Source organism: Mesorhizobium sp. ZC-5 (assembly GCF_025753855.1).
Taxonomy (GTDB): domain Bacteria; phylum Pseudomonadota; class Alphaproteobacteria; order Rhizobiales; family Rhizobiaceae; genus Neomesorhizobium.
In genome coordinates this window covers 232,838-251,046 of record NZ_JAOWPT010000002.1, presented here as the reverse complement: position 1 = coordinate 251,046, position 18,209 = coordinate 232,838, and the positions used below count along the sequence as shown (strand labels likewise).

General features: G+C 64.2%; 21 protein-coding genes. 11 read left to right on the top strand and 10 right to left on the bottom strand.

The annotated features are described in order from the left end of the window. Positions 1-182 precede the first annotated feature (182 nt). Together OHD58_RS04360 and OHD58_RS04355 are read left to right on the top strand one after the other, a co-directional pair. Positions 183-1,307, top strand: a complete 1,125-nt coding sequence (locus tag OHD58_RS04360; protein ID WP_263801840.1) for a porin — start codon at positions 183-185, stop codon at positions 1,305-1,307. 205 nt (positions 1,308-1,512) lie between these two features. After that, complete coding sequence (locus OHD58_RS04355; RefSeq protein WP_263801839.1) at positions 1,513-2,751, top strand: MFS transporter; 1,239 nt, start codon at positions 1,513-1,515, stop codon at positions 2,749-2,751. Positions 2,752-2,852: 101 nt separating this feature from the next. Here OHD58_RS04355 and OHD58_RS04350 read toward each other — a convergent pair whose 3' ends face one another. From OHD58_RS04350 to hemC, 6 genes are all read right to left on the bottom strand, one after another. Next, positions 2,853-3,554, bottom strand: coding sequence for a glutamine amidotransferase (locus OHD58_RS04350; protein ID WP_263801838.1), 702 nt, complete (start codon positions 3,552-3,554; stop codon positions 2,853-2,855). 16 nt (positions 3,555-3,570) lie between these two features. Next, positions 3,571-4,050 (bottom strand): TerB family tellurite resistance protein, encoded by a 480-nt coding sequence (locus tag OHD58_RS04345; RefSeq protein WP_263801837.1) that lies wholly within the window; start codon positions 4,048-4,050, stop codon positions 3,571-3,573. 48 nt (positions 4,051-4,098) lie between these two features. After that, complete coding sequence (locus OHD58_RS04340; RefSeq protein WP_263801836.1) at positions 4,099-5,748, bottom strand: heme biosynthesis protein HemY; 1,650 nt, start codon at positions 5,746-5,748, stop codon at positions 4,099-4,101. Positions 5,749-5,765: 17 nt separating this feature from the next. Further along, positions 5,766-7,256, bottom strand: a complete 1,491-nt coding sequence (locus OHD58_RS04335; RefSeq protein WP_263801835.1) for a COG4223 family protein — start codon at positions 7,254-7,256, stop codon at positions 5,766-5,768. Between the two features lie 110 nt (positions 7,257-7,366). Beyond that, entirely contained in the window at positions 7,367-8,083 is a 717-nt protein-coding gene (locus OHD58_RS04330; protein ID WP_263801834.1) for a uroporphyrinogen-III synthase, read from the bottom strand. Next, complete coding sequence (gene hemC, locus OHD58_RS04325; protein ID WP_263801833.1) at positions 8,083-9,006, bottom strand: hydroxymethylbilane synthase; 924 nt, start codon at positions 9,004-9,006, stop codon at positions 8,083-8,085. The genes OHD58_RS04330 and hemC overlap by 1 nt, the downstream gene beginning before the upstream one ends. A gap of 76 nt (positions 9,007-9,082) precedes the next feature. Between hemC and tsaD the strand changes: the two genes are divergently transcribed. The 6 genes from tsaD to OHD58_RS04295 all read left to right on the top strand — a co-directional run bounded on the left by tsaD (position 9,083) and on the right by OHD58_RS04295 (position 13,156). Beyond that, positions 9,083-10,183 (top strand): tRNA (adenosine(37)-N6)-threonylcarbamoyltransferase complex transferase subunit TsaD, encoded by a 1,101-nt coding sequence (gene tsaD / locus OHD58_RS04320; RefSeq protein ID WP_412177177.1) that lies wholly within the window; start codon positions 9,083-9,085, stop codon positions 10,181-10,183. Beyond that, positions 10,180-11,169 carry an NAD(P)H-dependent glycerol-3-phosphate dehydrogenase gene (locus OHD58_RS04315; protein ID WP_263801831.1) on the top strand — a complete coding sequence of 330 codons (990 nt, stop codon included), beginning with the start codon at positions 10,180-10,182 and terminating at the stop codon, positions 11,167-11,169. Before tsaD ends, OHD58_RS04315 begins: the two co-directional genes overlap by 4 nt. 98 nt (positions 11,170-11,267) lie before the next feature. Further along, complete coding sequence (locus OHD58_RS04310) at positions 11,268-11,564, top strand: YciI-like protein (RefSeq protein ID WP_263801830.1); 297 nt, start codon at positions 11,268-11,270, stop codon at positions 11,562-11,564. A 31-nt stretch (positions 11,565-11,595) separates the two neighbouring features. Continuing rightward, positions 11,596-12,021 carry an EVE domain-containing protein gene (locus OHD58_RS04305; protein WP_263801829.1) on the top strand — a complete coding sequence of 142 codons (426 nt, stop codon included), beginning with the start codon at positions 11,596-11,598 and terminating at the stop codon, positions 12,019-12,021. After that, entirely contained in the window at positions 11,976-12,680 is a 705-nt protein-coding gene (locus OHD58_RS04300; RefSeq protein ID WP_263801828.1) for a class I SAM-dependent methyltransferase, read from the top strand. Before OHD58_RS04305 ends, OHD58_RS04300 begins: the two co-directional genes overlap by 46 nt. Before the next feature lie 50 nt (positions 12,681-12,730). Then, entirely contained in the window at positions 12,731-13,156 is a 426-nt protein-coding gene (locus OHD58_RS04295) for a DUF1761 domain-containing protein (protein WP_263801827.1), read from the top strand. A 30-nt stretch (positions 13,157-13,186) separates the two neighbouring features. Here the strand turns inward: OHD58_RS04295 and gcvA are convergent, their stop codons facing one another. Continuing rightward, positions 13,187-14,104, bottom strand: coding sequence for a transcriptional regulator GcvA (gene gcvA / locus OHD58_RS04290; protein ID WP_263801826.1), 918 nt, complete (start codon positions 14,102-14,104; stop codon positions 13,187-13,189). Positions 14,105-14,224: 120 nt separating this feature from the next. Here gcvA and OHD58_RS04285 point away from each other — a divergent pair, with 120 nt between their 5' ends. Then, positions 14,225-14,461 (top strand): hypothetical protein, encoded by a 237-nt coding sequence (locus OHD58_RS04285; RefSeq protein WP_263801825.1) that lies wholly within the window; start codon positions 14,225-14,227, stop codon positions 14,459-14,461. Positions 14,462-14,513: 52 nt separating this feature from the next. Here the strand turns inward: OHD58_RS04285 and OHD58_RS04280 are convergent, their stop codons facing one another. Then, positions 14,514-15,029: a L,D-transpeptidase family protein gene (locus OHD58_RS04280; RefSeq protein WP_318528233.1), complete on the bottom strand. Its 516-nt coding sequence runs from the start codon at positions 15,027-15,029 to the stop codon at positions 14,514-14,516. 166 nt (positions 15,030-15,195) lie between these two features. Between OHD58_RS04280 and OHD58_RS04275 the strand changes: the two genes are divergently transcribed. Beyond that, positions 15,196-15,879: a response regulator transcription factor gene (locus OHD58_RS04275; RefSeq protein WP_263801823.1), complete on the top strand. Its 684-nt coding sequence runs from the start codon at positions 15,196-15,198 to the stop codon at positions 15,877-15,879. A 202-nt stretch (positions 15,880-16,081) separates the two neighbouring features. Beyond that, complete coding sequence (locus OHD58_RS04270; protein WP_263801822.1) at positions 16,082-16,534, top strand: Crp/Fnr family transcriptional regulator; 453 nt, start codon at positions 16,082-16,084, stop codon at positions 16,532-16,534. Positions 16,535-16,558: 24 nt separating this feature from the next. Here OHD58_RS04270 and OHD58_RS04265 read toward each other — a convergent pair whose 3' ends face one another. Together OHD58_RS04265 and OHD58_RS04260 are read right to left on the bottom strand one after the other, a co-directional pair. After that, on the bottom strand, positions 16,559-17,365 hold the full coding sequence (locus OHD58_RS04265; protein ID WP_263801821.1) for an exodeoxyribonuclease III: 807 nt from the start codon (positions 17,363-17,365) through the stop codon (positions 16,559-16,561). A gap of 114 nt (positions 17,366-17,479) precedes the next feature. Next, a complete protein-coding gene (locus OHD58_RS04260) occupies positions 17,480-18,172 on the bottom strand; it encodes an outer membrane lipoprotein carrier protein LolA (RefSeq protein ID WP_263801820.1) in 693 nt (230 codons plus the stop codon). Positions 18,173-18,209: the final 37 nt, after the last annotated feature.

The following is an 18,209-nucleotide window of genomic DNA, read 5'->3' as shown; positions in this document are numbered from 1 at the left end:
CAACACACGCGCCGGATATGACCCTCTGAGCCTTGTTTATGCATGCAGTGTCAAAAACTCATAACTAGATGACAGTATGGGTGGGACATGGCGCACGCTTGCGCCGCAAATCTGCAAATGCGGCTACGGAAGGTGGCAACGACACCATGCCCAACCGGATTTGGACTGCCTGGAGCACTGTCATGAAAATCAGAAGTATCTTCCTCGGATCGGCCGCCGCGCTTTTCGCTGTATCCGGCGCCCGCGCCGCGGATGCGGTGGTCATCGCCGAACCTGAACCAGTCGAATATGTGCGCGTCTGCGACGTCTACGGCACCGGTTTCTACTACATGCCCGGCACCGAGACCTGTCTCAGGGTCGGCGGCTACCTCCGCTACGATATCGGCGCCGGCTTTCTTGGCCACGAGGATGTCCTCGACAAGAAGGATTTCTCCGAGGGTGTGCTGAACCTCAACGACACCTACTACAAGCGGGCGCGTGCCGCCCTGCGACTCGACGCACGCACCGAAACCGAACTTGGCACGCTACGCAGCTACATCCAGGTGAATTTCCAGTACACAACCAGCGTGACCGACGATGATCCGGATACGGCCGGCATCGAGGGACCGTTCACCACGGCCGACAACGGCGTTGACCTCGAACACGCCTATATCGAGCTCGGCGGCTTCCTGATCGGCAAGACGGATTCGTTCTTCCTCAGCTTCTCCGACTTCGCCGGAAACGTGGTGAACGACGACCTGATCGGCTACGGCCCGATCGACAATACCCATACCATCTCCTACACCTTCCACGGCGGCAACGGCTTTTCAGCGGGCATCGCGCTCGAAGAAGGCTATGACGTGGAATACACCATCGACGATTACGTGCCGCATGTCACAGGCGGCGTGAAGTTCACGCAAGGTTGGGGCGGCGTCTCGGTCATGGGCGGGTATGACTCCGTCTGGGAAGAATGGGCTGCCAAGGCCCGTCTCGACGTCAAGGTCAACGATACGATCTCCGCTTTCGTGATGGCGGGGCTCAAGGATGACGATGTCGGCGAGCTGAACTTCTATGCGCCGTGGAACGGCGATTGGGCCGTCTGGACCGGGTTCACGGCGAAGATGTCGGAAAAGGCGTCGATCAACACCCAGGTGACCTACACCGACGCCCAGGACTTCGTTGCCGTCGCCAACGTCCAGTACGAGCTGGTTCCAGGGCTCACGCTCACGCCCGAAATCGTCTACGCGGACAATTTCGACGACGATGTCGTTACCCAGTACGACGACGCCGAATTCGGCGGCTTCCTGCGCGTACAGCGCAACTTCTGAGGTTTTTTCCTCACTCGCTTGAAAGACCCGGCTCCATCTGCCGGGTCTTTTTTGTTCGGCGCAGGCAATTCCGCGCCGGCATCCAGACGCACTCATATTCGCGAAACGCCGGGTGAGGCAAAAAAGGCGCGCCCGCACGCAATATCTGCGCTAATCCTGCGGTGGCGCTCGCCATCCCGTTGCATAACCGAAACAGAATTCCTGCATGACAGCCGAAAATCCGTCCGCCGACCAGCGTTATGCAGCCTTCCGCCACCGTGCCTTTCTGCTTTACTGGGGTGCGCGCTTCCTGGCGAACTTTTCGACCCAGATCGTCTCGGTCGCCGTCGGCTGGCAGATCTATGATCTGACCCGCAATCCCTTCGATCTCGGGCTGGTCGGCATCATCCAGTTCGCGCCCTCGCTCATCCTGGTGCTGGTTACCGGCGCGGCCGCCGACCGCTTCGGCCGGCGGCTCATCATGGGCATCGCCACGCTGCTCGAAGCGCTGTGCGCTCTTGCGCTGCTTGCATTGACCTTGCGCGGGCTCGCCGATCCGTTCGGCATCTTCGCCGTGCTTGGCGTTTTCGGCGTCGCGCGGGCATTCTTCGCGCCGGCTTCCGCGTCGCTGGTTGCCAATCTGGTCCCGGCAGAGGACTTCGCCAACGCTGTCGCCTGGAATTCTTCGGCCTGGCAGATGGCGACCATCATCGGACCGGTCGCCGGCGGATTGCTATATGGGCTTTCGCCGGAAGCCGCCTATGCCGTCGCCACGCTGCTGATGTTCTGCGCGGGGATGTTGGTCTTCTCGATTCCGAAACCCAAGCAGCGCACCGAGACCGAAAAGCCGTCACTTGACACGCTATTTGCCGGCTTCCGCTATATCTGGGGCGAGAAGGTGGTGCTCGGCGCGATCTCGCTCGACCTGTTCGCGGTGCTGCTCAGCGGCGCTGTGGCGTTGCTGCCGGTCTATGCGCGCGACATCCTGGAACTCGGGCCGTGGGGGCTCGGCCTGCTGCGCTCGGCACCGGGGATCGGTGCGCTCGCCGTTGCCGTATGGCTGGCGGGACATCCGATTCGGGATCACGCGGGCCTCGTCATGTTCTCTTTCGTCGCGCTGTTCGGCGTCTTCACCGTCGTGTTCGGTGTCTCGACGGTGCCGTGGCTGTCGATCTTCGCACTCGCCATGCTGGGTGCCACCGACATGATCAGCGTCTATGTGCGCGAGACGCTCATCCAGCTGTGGACGCCGGATCGCGTGCGCGGCCGCGTCAATGCGGTGAACATGGTGTTCGTCGGTGCGTCCAACGAGCTGGGCGAATTCCGTGCGGGCACGATGGCCGCGTTGATCGGCACGGTTCCAGCAGTGGTGTTCGGCGGTGTCGGCGCTGTTGCCGTGGCAGGCATCTGGGCAATCGCGTTTCCGCAACTGCGCAGGATCCGCCACCTCAACGGCCGTGTTTAGAGCGCATCGCGCCGAATAGGATTTGGCGGCCGCGCTTCATATTCTTTGATTTGATGTATCTCGTTATCCCGAAACCGAGGACACGTTCGGGCGACATGCATTTAGCGCGGCCTGGCGAAGATCAGTTCGAGGAATTCGGTCAGCCAGCGTTTCAGGTGCATGTCCCAGATCATCCGGCCGCCGAGATGATCGCGGCCCGGCTGGGCATTAGGCAGCACGAAGCGATGCGCGCCGCGTACCACCCAGCGCTGCATCATCATGCGGGTGAGTTCGGCGTGGAACTGGATGCCCCAGGCGTTCTTGCCATAGCGGAAGGCCTGGTTGGGGTAGGTTTCGGAGGTGGCGAGAAGAGTGGCGCCGGCCGGCAGCGAAAAGCCCTCGCGGTGGAACTGATAGACCATCTCGGGCCAGTGCAGCAGCCGCCTGCCTTCTTCCGTTGCCTGCAGCGGATACCAGCCGATCTCGACGGCGCCTTCGCGATGGCCGTCGACTTTGCCGCCGAGATGGTTGACCAGCATCTGGGCGCCGAGGCAGATGCCCAGCAACGGTTTGTCTTCCGAGAGCGGCACCGCCAGCCAGTCCGTTTCGCGGCGAACGAACTCGTCTTCGTCATTGGCGCTCATCGGTCCACCGAACACCACCGCACCGGCGTGACCGGCGAGCGTTTCCGGCAGCGCGTCGCCAAGCGGTGGCCGCCTGATATCGAGATCGAAACCGTCGGCATGGAGGAGTTGGCCGACGCGCCCCGGGCTCGAGGCTTCCTGATGCAGGACGATCAGTATCCGTGGGCGCGCGGCAGGCATAACTGGTTTCGGAAACCTATTCGTCGTTCGCGTCGCCATATGCGCCGGGCATGTTGCGCCGGGCGTGCTGCCGCGCCGCGATCCTGTCCTGCCGCTCGACACCGATCAGTTCGGCAACCCGCCACACCGTATTGTCTTCCAACTCGTGCAATTCGCCGTCGGAATAAACCACGTCCCACATGAGACCGATGAATTCGACCCGCGCCGTCGCGTCGAGATGGCGACGCAGCACGCTGGTGAAGGCATAAAGATCGATCGCTTCCTGGTCGGCCCTTTCCCCGGCAGCCAGCAGCGCATCGAGTGCGTCGCCGGTGACGCCGTAGCTTTCGCCCAATGCATGGCGCAAGGCGGTGCTCTCGGCGCTGCGGCGAACCCCGTCCGCGTCCATCACATGGATCATCAGCGCCGCTGCCGCGACGCGCGGATCGTCGGACGGGTCCGACGCGGCCTGGGCGCCGGGAATGTCTTTCAAAAAGGAGAGAATGCGGTCGAGCATGGGGGTTCCAGGTGGTGGCATCGGTAATCCTTAGCGCAGGATCACCGCTCAGAACAAACGGAAACGGCGGGGCTGTTCTTCCGTTTCGTCTTCGGGAGCGACACCCGGATCGTCGGGCGGACTGGTCGGCAAGAAGGTGCTGGCTTCCGCTTCCGAGGTCACGGTGGAGGCGCGTTGGCGGGGTTCGCGCGGCGGCGGTGGCGGCGAGGGCTCGGCCTTCGCCGGTTCGGTTTTGACCGGCGGGGCCTCGCTTGCGATGGGTTGCGGCGGCGCAACCTGGTTCTCAGCCGGAGTTTCCGCCGGTTCGGCCTCTTCCTCGATCACTTCTGCTTCCTCATGTGCCGCCATGGCCGAAATCAGCACGGGCGAGCGGTCTTCTTCGAGGTCGACATCCTCGATCAGCGGCGCCAGGCGTTCCGCCGGCGCCCGCCACTCGAAGGCGTCGAGCTTGCCGGTGATCGGTGATATCGGCGCCCAGCGATCGGAAACGTAGCCATCGGCCACCCAGGCCGGATCGCGCGGCGCCCGCACCGCCTTCGACAGGAACTGCCGCACCCGGCCCTGGTCGCCGGTTTCAGCCTCCTCGATATCGGCGAGCAGCAGGTAGGCGCCCTCGCGCGGCTGCATCCGGGCCGCCGACTCGGCCGCGGCGCGCGCTTCCTTGTATTCGCCGGCATCAAGCGCGGCGCGCGCCACGATCATCGACGATTCCGGATTGTTCTGCTTGAGCGACTGCAGCTTCTTCGCCCGCGCCAGCCGGTCGTGGGTCGCGTCGCCCGGCCGTGCATGCACGTAGAGGTCGGCGATTTCCGGATGCGGCTCGATCTTCCATATGGCCTCTAGGATTTTGGCGCCCTTGCGCACATCGTTCTGGCGGAACAGGGACTTGGCCGCGATGACCGCCGCCGGCACCAGGTCTGGCTGCAGCCGGTTGGCCTCGAGCGCTGCATTCCTGGCGGTTACCGGATCCGTGTCCATCAGCGAGATCGCCTTGGCGGTCAGCAGCACTGCGCGGCGGCGGTTGGCGACGTCGCGTTCGATCTGCCGCGATGATTTCTGGCCGTCGAGAAGCTTCAGCGCACCATCCCAATCGCCTCGTTCGGTCTTTTCCTCCAGCGTCGCGGTGCTGGCCCAGACGAGCTGCGGCGCGACCTCGGCGGCACGGCCGGCATAGTGGCGCGCCGCCGCGCGATCGCCCAGCCGCTCCGCCTCGAGATAGAGCCCGCGCAGGCCGAGCAGCCGCATTTCGGGATCGTCGAGCATCGCCTCGAATTTCTGCCGCGCCGCGTCGTGGTCGCCTTCGAGCAGCGAGGTCTGCGCGTCGAGCAGGTTGATCAGCGGCTCCTGGTCGGAGCGGATCAGCTTCGCCGCCTGCTTGTTGAGGAGCCTCGCCTTGGCCGCGTCGCCGGCGCCGGCCGCGATCATGCCGGTCGACAGCGCCTGGTAGCCGCGGTCGCGCCGCCTGACCCTGAAATAGCGTGCGATCGTATAGGGGCTGTTCCAGATCGCCTTGGTCAGCCACCAGACGATCATCACCGCAGCGACTACGGCGGTCACCGCGACCGCCGCGACCATCAGCGTGATCTCGTAGCGGTAGCCGTTGAAAGTCAGCTCAAGGTCGCCGGGCCTGTCGGCCAGCCAGGCAAAGCCAAGGCCGAGCGCGAATACGACGATGAGGAAGAACAGGATACGAATCATCGCTCAATCCTCGCGGGTCACGCCTTGAGCGCGCCGGCGGTTGCCTTTTCGACCAATTGCTCGGCGGCCAGCCGGGCACGAACCTTTTCCATGAACGCATGACCCGCCGCTTTCGGCGCCTCGGGCAACGTATCGTATTCGGCGATCGCCCTGGCGAAATCGCCGCTGCCCAATGCGGCTTCCAGCCTGGCAACCGTCTCCGGCACGCCGGCGCCCTCGACAGGGCCGACCGGGCGGACCTTGACCAGCGATTCGGCGCTTGCCAGCAGCCGCTCGAAGTAACCAGCGTTGTCGTCGACGGTGCGGCCGGCGTCGATCATCGCCGTGGCGGCGGCGGGCGCCTCGGCGGCGATCTGGTCGCGGCTGGGTATGCCCTTTTCGGCAAGCGAGCGCAGTGCCGCCAGTTCCGGCGCATTCGGCGCCACGGCGGCGAAGGTCTCGACCTGGGAGGTGAACGAGCCGCCGGCGTCGATCGCGGCTTTCAGGGCCGATACCGCGATTGCCAGCGCGACCCTGGGCTGCGAGGCCTGTGCATCGACTTTGCCGGTCAGCGACGCGACGCTCTGTTCGAGCGCGGCCAATCCCTGTTCGACCGTGCCGATGCGGCTGTCATTGGCCGACTGCGCGCTGGTGGCGGCATTCACCGCGGTTTCGACCGCGGCGAGCTTTTCACCGAGCGCGGTGATTTCGGCGGGCGTTGCATTTGCGCCGGGCTGGGCGGCGGCGGCGACCGATTTCTCGATTTCGGCGATCTTGTCCTGCAACGCCTGCAGTCCGGCGTTTTCGCCCGCGCCGCCGGCTTCGACCGCCGATTTCAGCGCGGCGACATCCGACTTGACCTGGTCGAGCGCCATGTTGAGTCCATCGATGCGGCTCGTCGATTCGTCGACAGTCTGGCGAAGACCTTGGACATCGGCGCCGTCTCCTGCTGCCGGAAGTCCCTCAACCTGTTGCCTGAGCGCGGCGACCTCGGCCTGGAGGCTGGAAACCGCCGCTGCATCGCCGCTTCCGGCGCCCGGAGAGGGAAGCAAGCCGGCAAATTGCAGGCCGCTCGCGCCGAGAAGCGCGATGATGCCGCCGACCAGCCCGGCTGCGAGCCCCGAAAAGCCGCTCCTGTTTGGCCGGCGCGGCTCGACCGGTGGAACGCTGGACGACATCGCGGCGGTCCTTTCCTGCGTTCCGGAGCGGCCGAATTCGGTGGCGCCTTCTTCGGATGGCTCTTTCACGCCGGAGGATGTTTCCGCGCGGCTGTCGGCTTCTGGTTGATCGAACGGTACCCAGTCCTGCTCGGTAGCGGCGGGGCGGTTCTCCGCCTGCGGCGATTCGGCCGTTGTGGCCTGTTCAGCGTTTTCCACCGCCTCCGGCCCGGCATCGGCATCTGTTGCGTCGGGTGTGCTGTCGCCGGGCTTCGCCGTTTCCTCGACGCGCGAAACCGCGCCCGGTTCGAGTTCGATGGTCACCGGATCGCGGGTTGTCTTCGAATGCCGTATCTTGGGCGGTTTGACCATTCTGTCACTCCCGGAAAACCTGCTTCGGAACCGCGATACGGGCTCGGCGGACTGCCACCCCGATCACTATCATACCTGCTCCATCTGAAAAAAGGCCGGTTGATGGCGGATCAGCTTTCACGTTCGAGAAGCGCGACGAGCGCGTCTTCGTCTGGCGTCTCGGATATCGATATATGGCCGGGGTCGATCCCGGTAAGGGCAGCCGCCACACGGCCGGAAATGCAGAAATAGCGGGTATCGGCAAAAAGATGCGCCAGCGCCGTCGTCCGGACGAGCGAAGAAAGCGCCTCCGCGGTCTTTGACGACAGGACAAAAGCCGCTTCGACCGGTTTGTTGCCCAGCGCGGAGGCGGCAAGCTCGGCAGGATGGTTGATGGCGATCGTGTCGTAGGTTTCCAGCGCATCCACCACCGATCCGGCCTCGGCAAGGACTGCCTCGAAGTCCGGACGCCGCACCTTGCCGCAGAGGTAAAGCACCCGCGAAGAGGGCGTCAGTTGCGTAGCCATATGGCTCGCGAGACTGGCGGCATCGCCGTTTCCTTCAAAAACAGTGACAATGCCGGCTTCGCGAGCCAGACGCGCCGTGCGGCTGCCGACAGCGAACAGCGGCTTGCCCCTGAGCGATTCGATCAGTGCCGATGGAGCGTGGCGGAGCGCGTTGGTGCTAGTGACGGCAACGGCGGCGAAATCAGCGGGTATCGGCCTGGCGGCGAGCGGGCGGATTTCGGTGAGCGGCAGCACCACCGGCGCGAAACCGGCCTCGGCAAGACGGGTAGCCGTGCGTGACGCGCCGGGTTCCGGCCGCGTGACCAGCACCCGGCGCTGCATCAGAACCAGCCGTCGAAGAAGGCAGCACCGGCCTTGGCGCGGATCGCCGCACCGGCGTCGCGGCCGATTCGGGCTGCGTCCGAAACCGGGCCTTCGGCGGCGATGTCGTGCGCCTGGCTCCCGTCCGGCGTGATGATGAGGCCCGAGAATTTCAGTGTTTCCCCCTCGGTGGAGGCATAGCCGGCGATCGGTGTGCGGCAGGAACCGTCGAGTGCGGCAAGAAAGGCGCGTTCGCAGGCCAGGGCGGTCGCGGTCGGAGCGTCGTTGATCGGGGCCAGCAGTTCGGCGACGCGCGGGTTGTCGACGCGGGCCTCGATGCAGATGGCGCCTTGGCCGGGTGCGGGCGGAAATATTTCCAGCGGCATCAGGTCGGTGACAACATGCGCCAGCCCAAGCCGCTTCAGTCCGGCATTGGCTAGCAGCGTGCCTTCGACCTGGCCCTCCTCCAGCTTGCGCAACCGCGTCTGCACGTTGCCGCGGAAGGTGATCACCTGAAGGTCCGGACGCTGGCGGCGGATCAGCGCCTGGCGGCGCAGAGATGACGAGCCGACGGTGGCGCCATCCGGCAGCTCCATGATGGTGCGCGCCGAACGCCCGATAAAGGCGTCGCGCGGATCCTCGCGCGGCAGGAAGGCGAGCAGATCCAGCCCCTTCGGCAGCGCTGTCGGCATGTCCTTCGACGAATGCACGGCGATGTCGATGCGGCCGTCGAGCAGCGCTTCCTCGATCTCCCTGGTGAACAGGCCCTTGCCGCCGGCTTCCGAAAGCGGCCGGTCCTGGATGCGGTCGCCGCTGGTCGACATCGGCACAATCTCGAATGCCGATTCGGGCAAACCGTGCGCGGCCATCAGGCGGTCGCGTGTCTCCGTCGCCTGCGCCAGGGCGAGCGCGCTGCCTCTCGTGCCGATTCTGGTTGTTTCCATGGCGAGCGGTCCGTGATAACCCCGCCGCGCGGGATTTTCCCGCCCCTCCTAACGGGGAATTGGTAGACGGGCAATGATGCAACAGGACGCGGTCAAGGTGCTCGGGATCGAGACGAGCTGCGACGAGACGGCGGCCTCGGTGGTCGCGCTCGGCGTCGACGGCTGCCCAGAAATCCTCTCCAGCATCGTGTTCAGCCAGATCGACGAACATGCCGCGTTTGGCGGCGTGGTGCCGGAGATCGCGGCACGCGCCCATGTCGAGGCGCTGGACAGCATCGTCGAGACGGCGCTGTCGGAGGCGGATATCGGTCTTGCCAACATCGATGCCGTCGCCGCGACGGCGGGGCCGGGACTGATCGGCGGCCTCATCGTCGGGCTGATGACGGCCAAGGCGCTGGCATCCGCCGCCGGCAAGCCGCTGATCGCCGTAAACCACCTCGAAGGTCACGCGCTGACGGCGCGGCTGACCGACGGGCTCGAATTCCCCTATCTGCTGCTGCTGGTATCGGGCGGGCATACGCAGATCGTCCTGGTGCGCGGCGTCGGCAGCTATGAGCGCTGGGCGACCACCATCGACGACGCGCTCGGCGAAGCCTTCGACAAGACGGCCAAGCTGATCGGCCTGCCGTTTCCCGGCGGGCCGAATGTCGAGAAAGTGGCGCAGCACGGTAACCCGAAGCGCTTTGCATTCCCGCGCCCGCTGAAGGGTGAAGCACGACCGGATTTTTCCTTTTCCGGCCTGAAGACGGCCGTCCGGCAGGCAGCCACGGCCATCGCGCCGCTCAGCGAAGCTGATGTTGCCGACATCTGCGCTTCATTCCAGACAGCTATCGCCGATACGCTGGACGACAGGGTTTCGCGCAGTCTGGACCGCTTCCGAAACGAATTTCCCGCTGCTCGCGACCCTGCCCTGGTGGTTGCCGGTGGCGTCGCTGCCAACAAAGAGGTCCGGACAACGCTCGAAAATCTCTGCCGGGCACGCGGCTTCGCCTTCATCGCGCCGCCGCTCGAACTGTGCACCGACAACGCGGCAATGATCGCCTGGGCCGGCATCGAACGCCTGCGCGCCGGCCTGGTGGATGACGGCGCCATGCAACTGGCGCCCCGCTCCCGCTGGCCGCTCGACAGCGTTTCCGATCCGCTGATCGGTGCCGGGCGCCGGGGGCCGAAAGCATGAGCGGGACGATTTCCATTGCCGTTCTCGGGGGCGGCGCCTGGGGCAGCGCACTTGCCTCCACCGCCCGCCATGGCGGGCATGACGTGCGGCTGTGGGCACGCGATGGCGCGACAGTCGAGGCAATCAACGAACGCGGTGAGAATCCGCGCTACCTGCCGGGGTTGAAGCTTGCCGAAGGAATAAAGGCGACGGTCGATTTGGTGGAGGCGCTGCGGGGCGTGGGCCTGGTGCTTGCCGCAGCCCCCGCCCAGGCGTTGCGGGACATGCTGCTGGAGGCGGCCGACGCGGTGCCGCACGACATACCCGTGATGCTGTGCGCCAAGGGCATCGAACAGAAAACCGGCCGGCTTCTATCCGAAGTGGTCGTGGAAATCCTGCCGGATAACCCGATCGCTGCATTGTCGGGGCCGAGTTTCGCCACCGACGTGGCCCGTGGGCTGCCGACGGCGGTCGTGGTGGCCGCCCGCCATGGCGACCTGGCGGCCCGGCTTGCCGCGAACCTCTCGGCGCCGCAGTTCCGCTGCTACTCCTCCGACGATCTCGTCGGCGTCGAGATCGGCGGCGCGCTGAAGAACGTATTGGCCATCGCCGCAGGCGCGGTCATCGGCTCAGGCTTCGGCGCCAGCGCCCAGGCAGCCATGGTGACCCGCGGGTTCGTCGAACTGCGCAGGCTCGGTGCGGCCTTCGGCGCGCAGCCGGAAACGCTGATGGGTCTGTCCGGGCTGGGCGACCTGGTGCTGACCTGCGGCTCCGGACAGTCGCGCAATTTTGCCTACGGGCTGGCGCTCGGAAAGGGCGAAGACCTGGCCGGACGGCCGCTGGCCGAGGGTGTCGCAACGGCAGGGGTCGCCGCCAAGATCGCCCGCGAGCGGGGCGTTGAGGCGCCGATCGTCGACGCAGTCGACCGCATCCTGGCCGGCGAGATCGCCATTCGGGATGCGGTGGCGGAATTGATGTCGCGACCTTTGAAAAGCGAGACCGATTAACAAAAATCCGCAGGATCAGCGCTGTTTTCACGAAACAGGCGCCGGTTTTGCGAAAACCTGGCGGAATATACGACGATATCGAGAAAAGGATTCGAAAAATGCTGTTTGCCCTGATCTGCAACGACAAGCCCGGCCAGCTGCAGGTGCGGCTCGACACGCGGCCCGATCATGTCGCGTTCCTGAACGACCTCAACGCCAAGGGCACGCTGAAGTTTGCCGGCCCGTTCCTTGATGCGGACGGCAAGCCGAACGGCAGCCTAGTGGTCATCGAAGCGGCGGACGCGGGCACCGCCAAAGCGATCGGCGATGCCGATCCCTATGCCAGGGCGGGACTGTTCGCGTCGGTGGACGTCCGCCCGTGGAACTGGGTTTTCAACAATCCGGCGAACGGCTAAACCTGCGGTACCGCCTCTGGAGGAATTTCGTATGAATTACTGGCTGTTCAAGTCCGAACCGTCGAGCTTCTCCTTCGACAAGCTGAAAGCCGCCGGCAAGGCCGGACAGGAATGGGACGGGGTGCGGAACTATGCGGCGCGCAACAACATGCGCGCCATGCAGATCGGTGACCTCGGTTTCTTCTATCACTCCAATGAGGGGCTCAACATCGTCGGCATCGCCGAGGTTTGCGGCCTTGCGCATCCCGATTCCACCACCGACGACCCGCGCTGGGAATGCGTCGATATCCGCGCCGTGCGCGAAGTGCCGAACCCGCCGACGCTGGGACAGGTCAAGGCCAACCCGAAGCTCTCCGAAATGGCGCTGGTGCGGCTTGGGCGGCTTTCGGTGCAGCCGGTGACCCCGGCGGAATGGAAAGAGGTCTGCCGTATGGGCGGCGTCGATCCGGCAACCTGAGGCGCATGCGGATTTCGCCGGAAGGCGCGGAGAAATTCATTCTCGACAACACGGCGCTGATGTCGCCGCCGCATGTGCCGGAAATCCGCCTCCACCTTGCCGACGAGGCGCACGATCTCTGGCGCAGGACCGAGGAAGAGCTCGAGGAAATCGGCTTGCCGCCTCCCTTCTGGGCCTTCGCCTGGGCCGGTGGGCAAGGCTTGGCGCGGCATATCCTCGATAATCCAGAACTGGTGGCGGGCAGGCGCGTTCTCGACTTTGCCTCGGGCTCCGGCCTGGTCGGCATCGCTGCGGCGAAAATCGGAGCGGCATCGGTGCTGGCCGCCGACATCGATCCGTTCTGCGCCGCCGCGATCCGTCTCAATGCGCAGGCCAACGGCGTTGCCGTCGACTTCACGGCGGTGGATTGCGTCGACACTGACGGCGGCTGGGATGCCGTGGTTGCCGGCGACGTCTTCTACGAAAAACCTTTCTCCGACCGACTGATTCCCTGGTTCGAGCGGCTGGCCGCGCGCGGCGCCGAAGTCCTGATCGGCGACCCCGGACGATCCTACCTGCCTAAGGAGCGGCTGGCCGCGTTGGCGGTCTATGCGGTGCCGGTCACCCGCGCCCTGGAAGATGCCGAGGTGAAGCGCACGACGGTTTGGCGCTTCGCTTGACGCTGCCCTCGAACAGGCGTTCAGTCGCCGTATTGCAAGAGGGGGAAATCATGGATTTTTCAACGATAAACTGGCTGGCGGTTGTCGTCGCGGCCGTGGCGGCATGGCTGTTCGGCGCGGTTTGGTACGGTGCGCTCATGAGCAAGCCATGGATCAAGGCGACAAAGCTCGATCCCGCCAAGATGGCCCCGTCGATGGGTCCCTATGTCGTCAGCTTCGTCTGTGAGTTCATCATGGCGCTTGTTGCATCGCTGCTGCTCGGCGCGCTCACCGGCGGCGAGCCCAGTCTCGTGGCGGGCCTTGTGTTCGGCTTCGTGTTCTGGCTGGGGTTCGTCTTTACCACCATGGCCACCAACCACCGTTACGAAGGCTTCGGCTGGGACCTGACCCTGATCGACGGCGGCCACTGGCTCGGCGTGCTGCTCATCATCGGTGCGGTGCTCGGCTGGTTCGGCGGACCAGCGGCACCCGTCTGAGCTTCAGCCGGAGGCGTTCCCGCGGGATGATCATATCTGGGTTTTCGCAGCCTCTTCGATGATCCAGGCCCGGAAGGCAACGATGCGTGGGTCGTCGGCAATGCTTTCGGGGTAGACAAGGAAGTAGGCGAACTCCCGCGCCATCTTGATGCCCAGCTGGAAGGGCCGCACCAGCCTGCCCTCAGAGAGATCGTTGGCGACGATCGTGAAATCGGCGAGCGCTACGGCGTGGCCATCGATAGCGGCCTGCAGGGCATCGGTGGACGTGCCGAAGACGATGGTGCGGCTGTCGTCGAAATCGTCGATGCCGGCCGCGGCCATCCACATGCGCCAGTTCGGCCAGGTGACGCCGCGGCGGGACCACTCGATATGGGCAAGCGTATGCCGGAACAGGTCGCGCGGCTCCTTGAGCGGCGGACCGGATTCCAGCAGGCGCGGGCTGCACACGGGGATGATGACGTTGTCGAACAGCCGGTCGGCGCAAAGTCTCGGATATTTTCCGGTACCGAAACGGATCGCGATATCGACGTCTTCGAGTTCCAGATCCCGCACCTCGTAGGAGATGTCGAACCGCAACTCGATGTCGGGGTGCGCCTTCTTGAAAACCTCGACACGACGCATCAGCCATTTGGATGCGAATTGCGCATCGGCGGTGACTTTCAACAGCGAAGAACCGCGCGCCATCTTTTTGGCACGCGATACCGCCCGCGTCAGGCCGGAGAGCGCTTCGATCGCGGCGATATGCATGATCTCGCCGGCCTCCGTCAGCCGCATCGTCCGGCTGGTGCGGTGGAATAGCTCGATGCCCAGCTGGTCTTCAAATTCCTTGATCTGATGGCTGATGGCCGCCGGCGTCACATGCAGTTCGTTCGCAGCGCGGGTGAAGTTCAAATGACGGCCCGCCGCTTCGAATGCGTGGAGGGCGCGTGTGCCGGGAATATGGGGCATGGCTCATCTTCAAATAAAAATATCGGATGCCATAAAAACTACTCGTTTCTCCCGGTTTGTTCAACGGCGTAGAGTCATCCCATGTCGGAAACTTCAAAGTTTCCTTGAAAGGTGAAGACCATGACCTACTGCACAGATATCAACGAAGTTCCCGTCTCCCGTAGGCCGGCAACCTCGCTTTTCAGCTGGATTCTCGATTTCTTCCATATCCGCGAGCGGCGGCGCATCGCCCTGGAAGACATGCATCGCCTCTCCGATCGCGAATTGCACGACATCGGCGTCAACCGGCGCGATATCGCGGCGATCGTCGACCGTGAAATCGGCAAATTGCGACTGGACGAGTTCCGCTCGAGATAGACTGACATGCGTCGATCGGGCTCGCCCATGAAGGGCGGGCCTGAACTCAAAATCACCGCATGACGCGCAGGATGCTCTTTCGGGAAAGTCTCGGGAGCAGCCGGCGCATCACCGCGTCGGTGATCGCCACGCAGCCGTCGGTCGGCGTGAAGCCTTCCCGCGCCAGATGGAAGAAGATGGCGCTGCCGCGTCCGCGCCGCCTCGGCCTGATGTTCCAGTCGAGCACGATACAGGCATCGTAGAGCCGGTCCTCGCGCAGCATGCGTTCGTGGCTGGCCCCATAGGGTATCGCGACCGGACGGTTGTAGTTGCGGTCGTCCGGGACTTCGCACCAGCCGAGGGCCGGTGAAATCGGCGACATCCCGAGACGTGTCCGCCGCGCCGCGGCGAACTGGTCGGCGCGGAAATATCCGGACAGGATGCGCATCGCGCCGAGCGGCGTGCCGCCGTCGCCTTCGCGCTTGTTGGCGGTGATGCCGCCGCGTCCCAGGGCGCAAGGAAACACCACCCCTGAAACATTCATCAGCCCTTGCGAGCGATGTCCCGGACGTGCCCGCACCGCGAGCAACGCATGCCCGTTCCGGTTTTTTGCCGGCGCCCCATTGCGCTCACGTTTTTTGGAGTATGATCGGGTTACCAAAGCAAATCACCGTGATTGGCTGTACCGCTGGTCACGTTCCGCATAAACGGGGGGCGGTCAACCGTATTTTTGTTTTGAAACAATGGATTGAGACATGACATCACGGACCATCCTGCTTGTCGACGACGACGACGACCTGCGCAACACCCTTGTCGAGCAATTGTCGCTCTATGAGGAGTTCGATGTCCTGCAGGAGGCAACCGCGGCGAAAGGCGTGGCCACGGCGCGTGGCGGCCTTATCGATCTCCTGATCATGGACGTCGGCCTGCCGGACATGGACGGCCGCGAGGCCGTGAAGATCCTGCGCAAGGGCGGCTACAAGGCGCCGATCATCATGCTGACCGGCCACGACACGGATTCCGATACGATCCTCGGCCTGGAAGCCGGTGCCAACGACTACGTGACGAAGCCGTTTCGCTTTGCCGTGCTGCTCGCCCGCATCCGCGCCCAGTTGCGACAGCACGAGCAGAGCGAGGACGCCACGTTCTCGGTCGGACCCTATACGTTCAAGCCGAGCCAGAAGCTCCTGCTCGATCAGCGCGGCGGCAAGGTGCGGCTGACCGAAAAGGAAGCATCGATCATCAAATACCTGTATCGGGCCGACCAGAAGGTGATCACCAGAGACGTGCTTCTGGAAGAAGTATGGGGTTACAACTCCGGCGTTACCACGCACACGCTGGAAACCCACGTTTACCGCTTGCGACAGAAGATCGAACGCGATCCTTCCAATGCGGAAATTCTTGTGACAGAAAGCGGCGGATACAAACTGGTTCCATAACTGATTTGCGGAGGGTGGGCCGCATTCCGAGGGGAGGACCAGCATCGTAAACCGGGGACGCCTGCCATGATCCGCGCAATCCTGCGCGCCGTTCCAACCGATGGCGACCATGCGCCGTGCGCCCATTGGTCCGCCAGGGACGCACATCGCCCCTCGAAGAGTGCGCATTTTCGCCTGGCGGAATGCGTGAAAGCCGAGGTCCATGTCGCTGGATGACGACATCCGCGTGCTGACCGGCGTGGATCTGTTCGAGGGATTCACGCAGGAGCAGCTGCGCCTGCTTGCCTTCGGCGCCGAGAACATGCGGCTTGCCGCCGGCCGGGAACTCTACCTTGAGGGCGTGCCGGCGGACGGCGCCTATGTCGTGGCGCGGGGCCGTATCAGCCTCTACCGCGACCGTGACGGTGAGCGCGTGGTGATCACCACGGTTGGCCCGGGTGCGCTGCTCGGCGAAATGGCGCTGATTTCCGATACCGACCGCCTGACTGGTGCCTTCGCCGCGACGGAGGCCGAGGTCATGCGGCTTAACCGCAAGCTCTTCCGCCGCATCCTCGAGGAATATCCCGACGTGGCGATCGCGTTGCACCGCCGTGTGTCGAATGACCTGCACCAATTGGTCAAAAGCATCGAAAAGCTGGCGCCGAAGTTTTCGTAGCGGAGTCAGTAGGCCACTGCCTCACTATTCCCACCCAAACCGCGCTATCACCGGCACATGGTCCGACGGGCGGTCCCAGCCGCGGGCGCTGCGCAGAACCTCGATGCCGAGAAGGTCGTCGACGATGTTTTGCGACGACCAGACATGGTCGAGCCGGCGGCCGCGATCCGACAGTTCCCAGTCGGCGGCGCGGTAGCTCCACCAGGTGTAAAGTTTCTGGTCGGCCGGCACGACATGCCGCATCAGGTCGACCCAGTTGCCGGCCTTGCGCATTGCTTCGAAGCTTTCCGTCTCGACCGGTGTGTGGCTGACCACCTTCAGCAGCTGCTTGTGCGACCAGACATCGTTTTCGAGCGGCGCGATGTTGAGGTCTCCGACCAGCACCGAGGCAGAGGCGTCGCTCGACTCGGCGCGGACTTCGTTCATCTCCTGGACGAAATCCAACTTGTGGCGGAATTTCCAGTTGACGTCGGGGTTGGGCTCGTCACCGCCGGCCGGCACATAGAAATTGTGGAGCAGCAGCGATTTGCCACCGGCCCGCACCCTGGTCGAAATGTGCCGGCAGTCTTCCATCTTGCAGAAACGCCGCCGTTCGACGATCTCCAGCGGCCGCCGCGAAATAGTGGCGACGCCGTGATAGCCCTTCTGGCCGCTGAACGCGACGTGTTCATAACCCAGCCTGTGGAAGGCCTCCGCCGGAAACAGTTCGTCCGGGCATTTGGTTTCCTGAAGGCAGAGCACGTCGGGCGCATATTCGTTCAGCAGCCGCTCGACGATCGGCAGCCGGAGGCGTACGGAGTTGATGTTCCAGGTGGCGATGGAAAAAGGCATGAAGCAGTCCGGAAGCGGAGAATCGCGCCGGGAACCTGACAGCCGCCGCTCCGAAAAACAAGACGCCGGGCAATGGCTCGGCGCCTTGTCATGCTGTGTCTCGCGATCGACGGATCAGCGGTTCTTGTTGTTCTTCTGGTTGACCTCGAAATTGCGCTTGTAGTCGATCTTGAACAGGCTGGCGTCGAGCTGGACGCCCTGCTTCACGTTGTCGATCAGCACCGTGGTGTCCTTGCCCTGCGCGTCGGTAATCGTCCACTGGCGCAGTTCATAGCTCTTAGTGTCGAACATCATGGTGATGCGCGAATTGCCGAACACCGATTTGTCGGCGAGCTGGATGGTGATGAGGTCGGCTTCTTCCTTGACGCTCTTCACCCTGCTGCCGGAGAGGTCGATACGCTCGTCAAGCAGCAGCTTCAGCGGCGTCTTCGACAGCGGATAGAGGTCCATGGTGTTGAGCTTGCGGTTGTCGATGACGACCGATTCGCCGTCCGAAATCACCCGGTAGGCCGATGGCGCTTCATAGTTGAAACGGATCTTGCCGGGGCGGGCGATGAAAAACTTGCCGCCGGTCTGCTCGCCGCGCGGGCCGAACTGGATGAAATCGCCGGACATCGTGCGGATCGAGGAAAAATGGTCGGCGATCTTCTGGGCCGCCCCGGACGATGCCTGCGCTTCCGCGGTGGACAGGAAAGCGGGAAGCGTCTGGCCGATCGTCAGGGCGCCGAATGCGGCAAGGCCGAGGCCCAGCACCTTGCGGCGCGTCATGCCCGAGCCTGCGTTTGTGCCTGAGGTGTGGTCGTTCATTCCGGTCACTCCGGTTCAGTCTCGTTGGGTAGTCGAT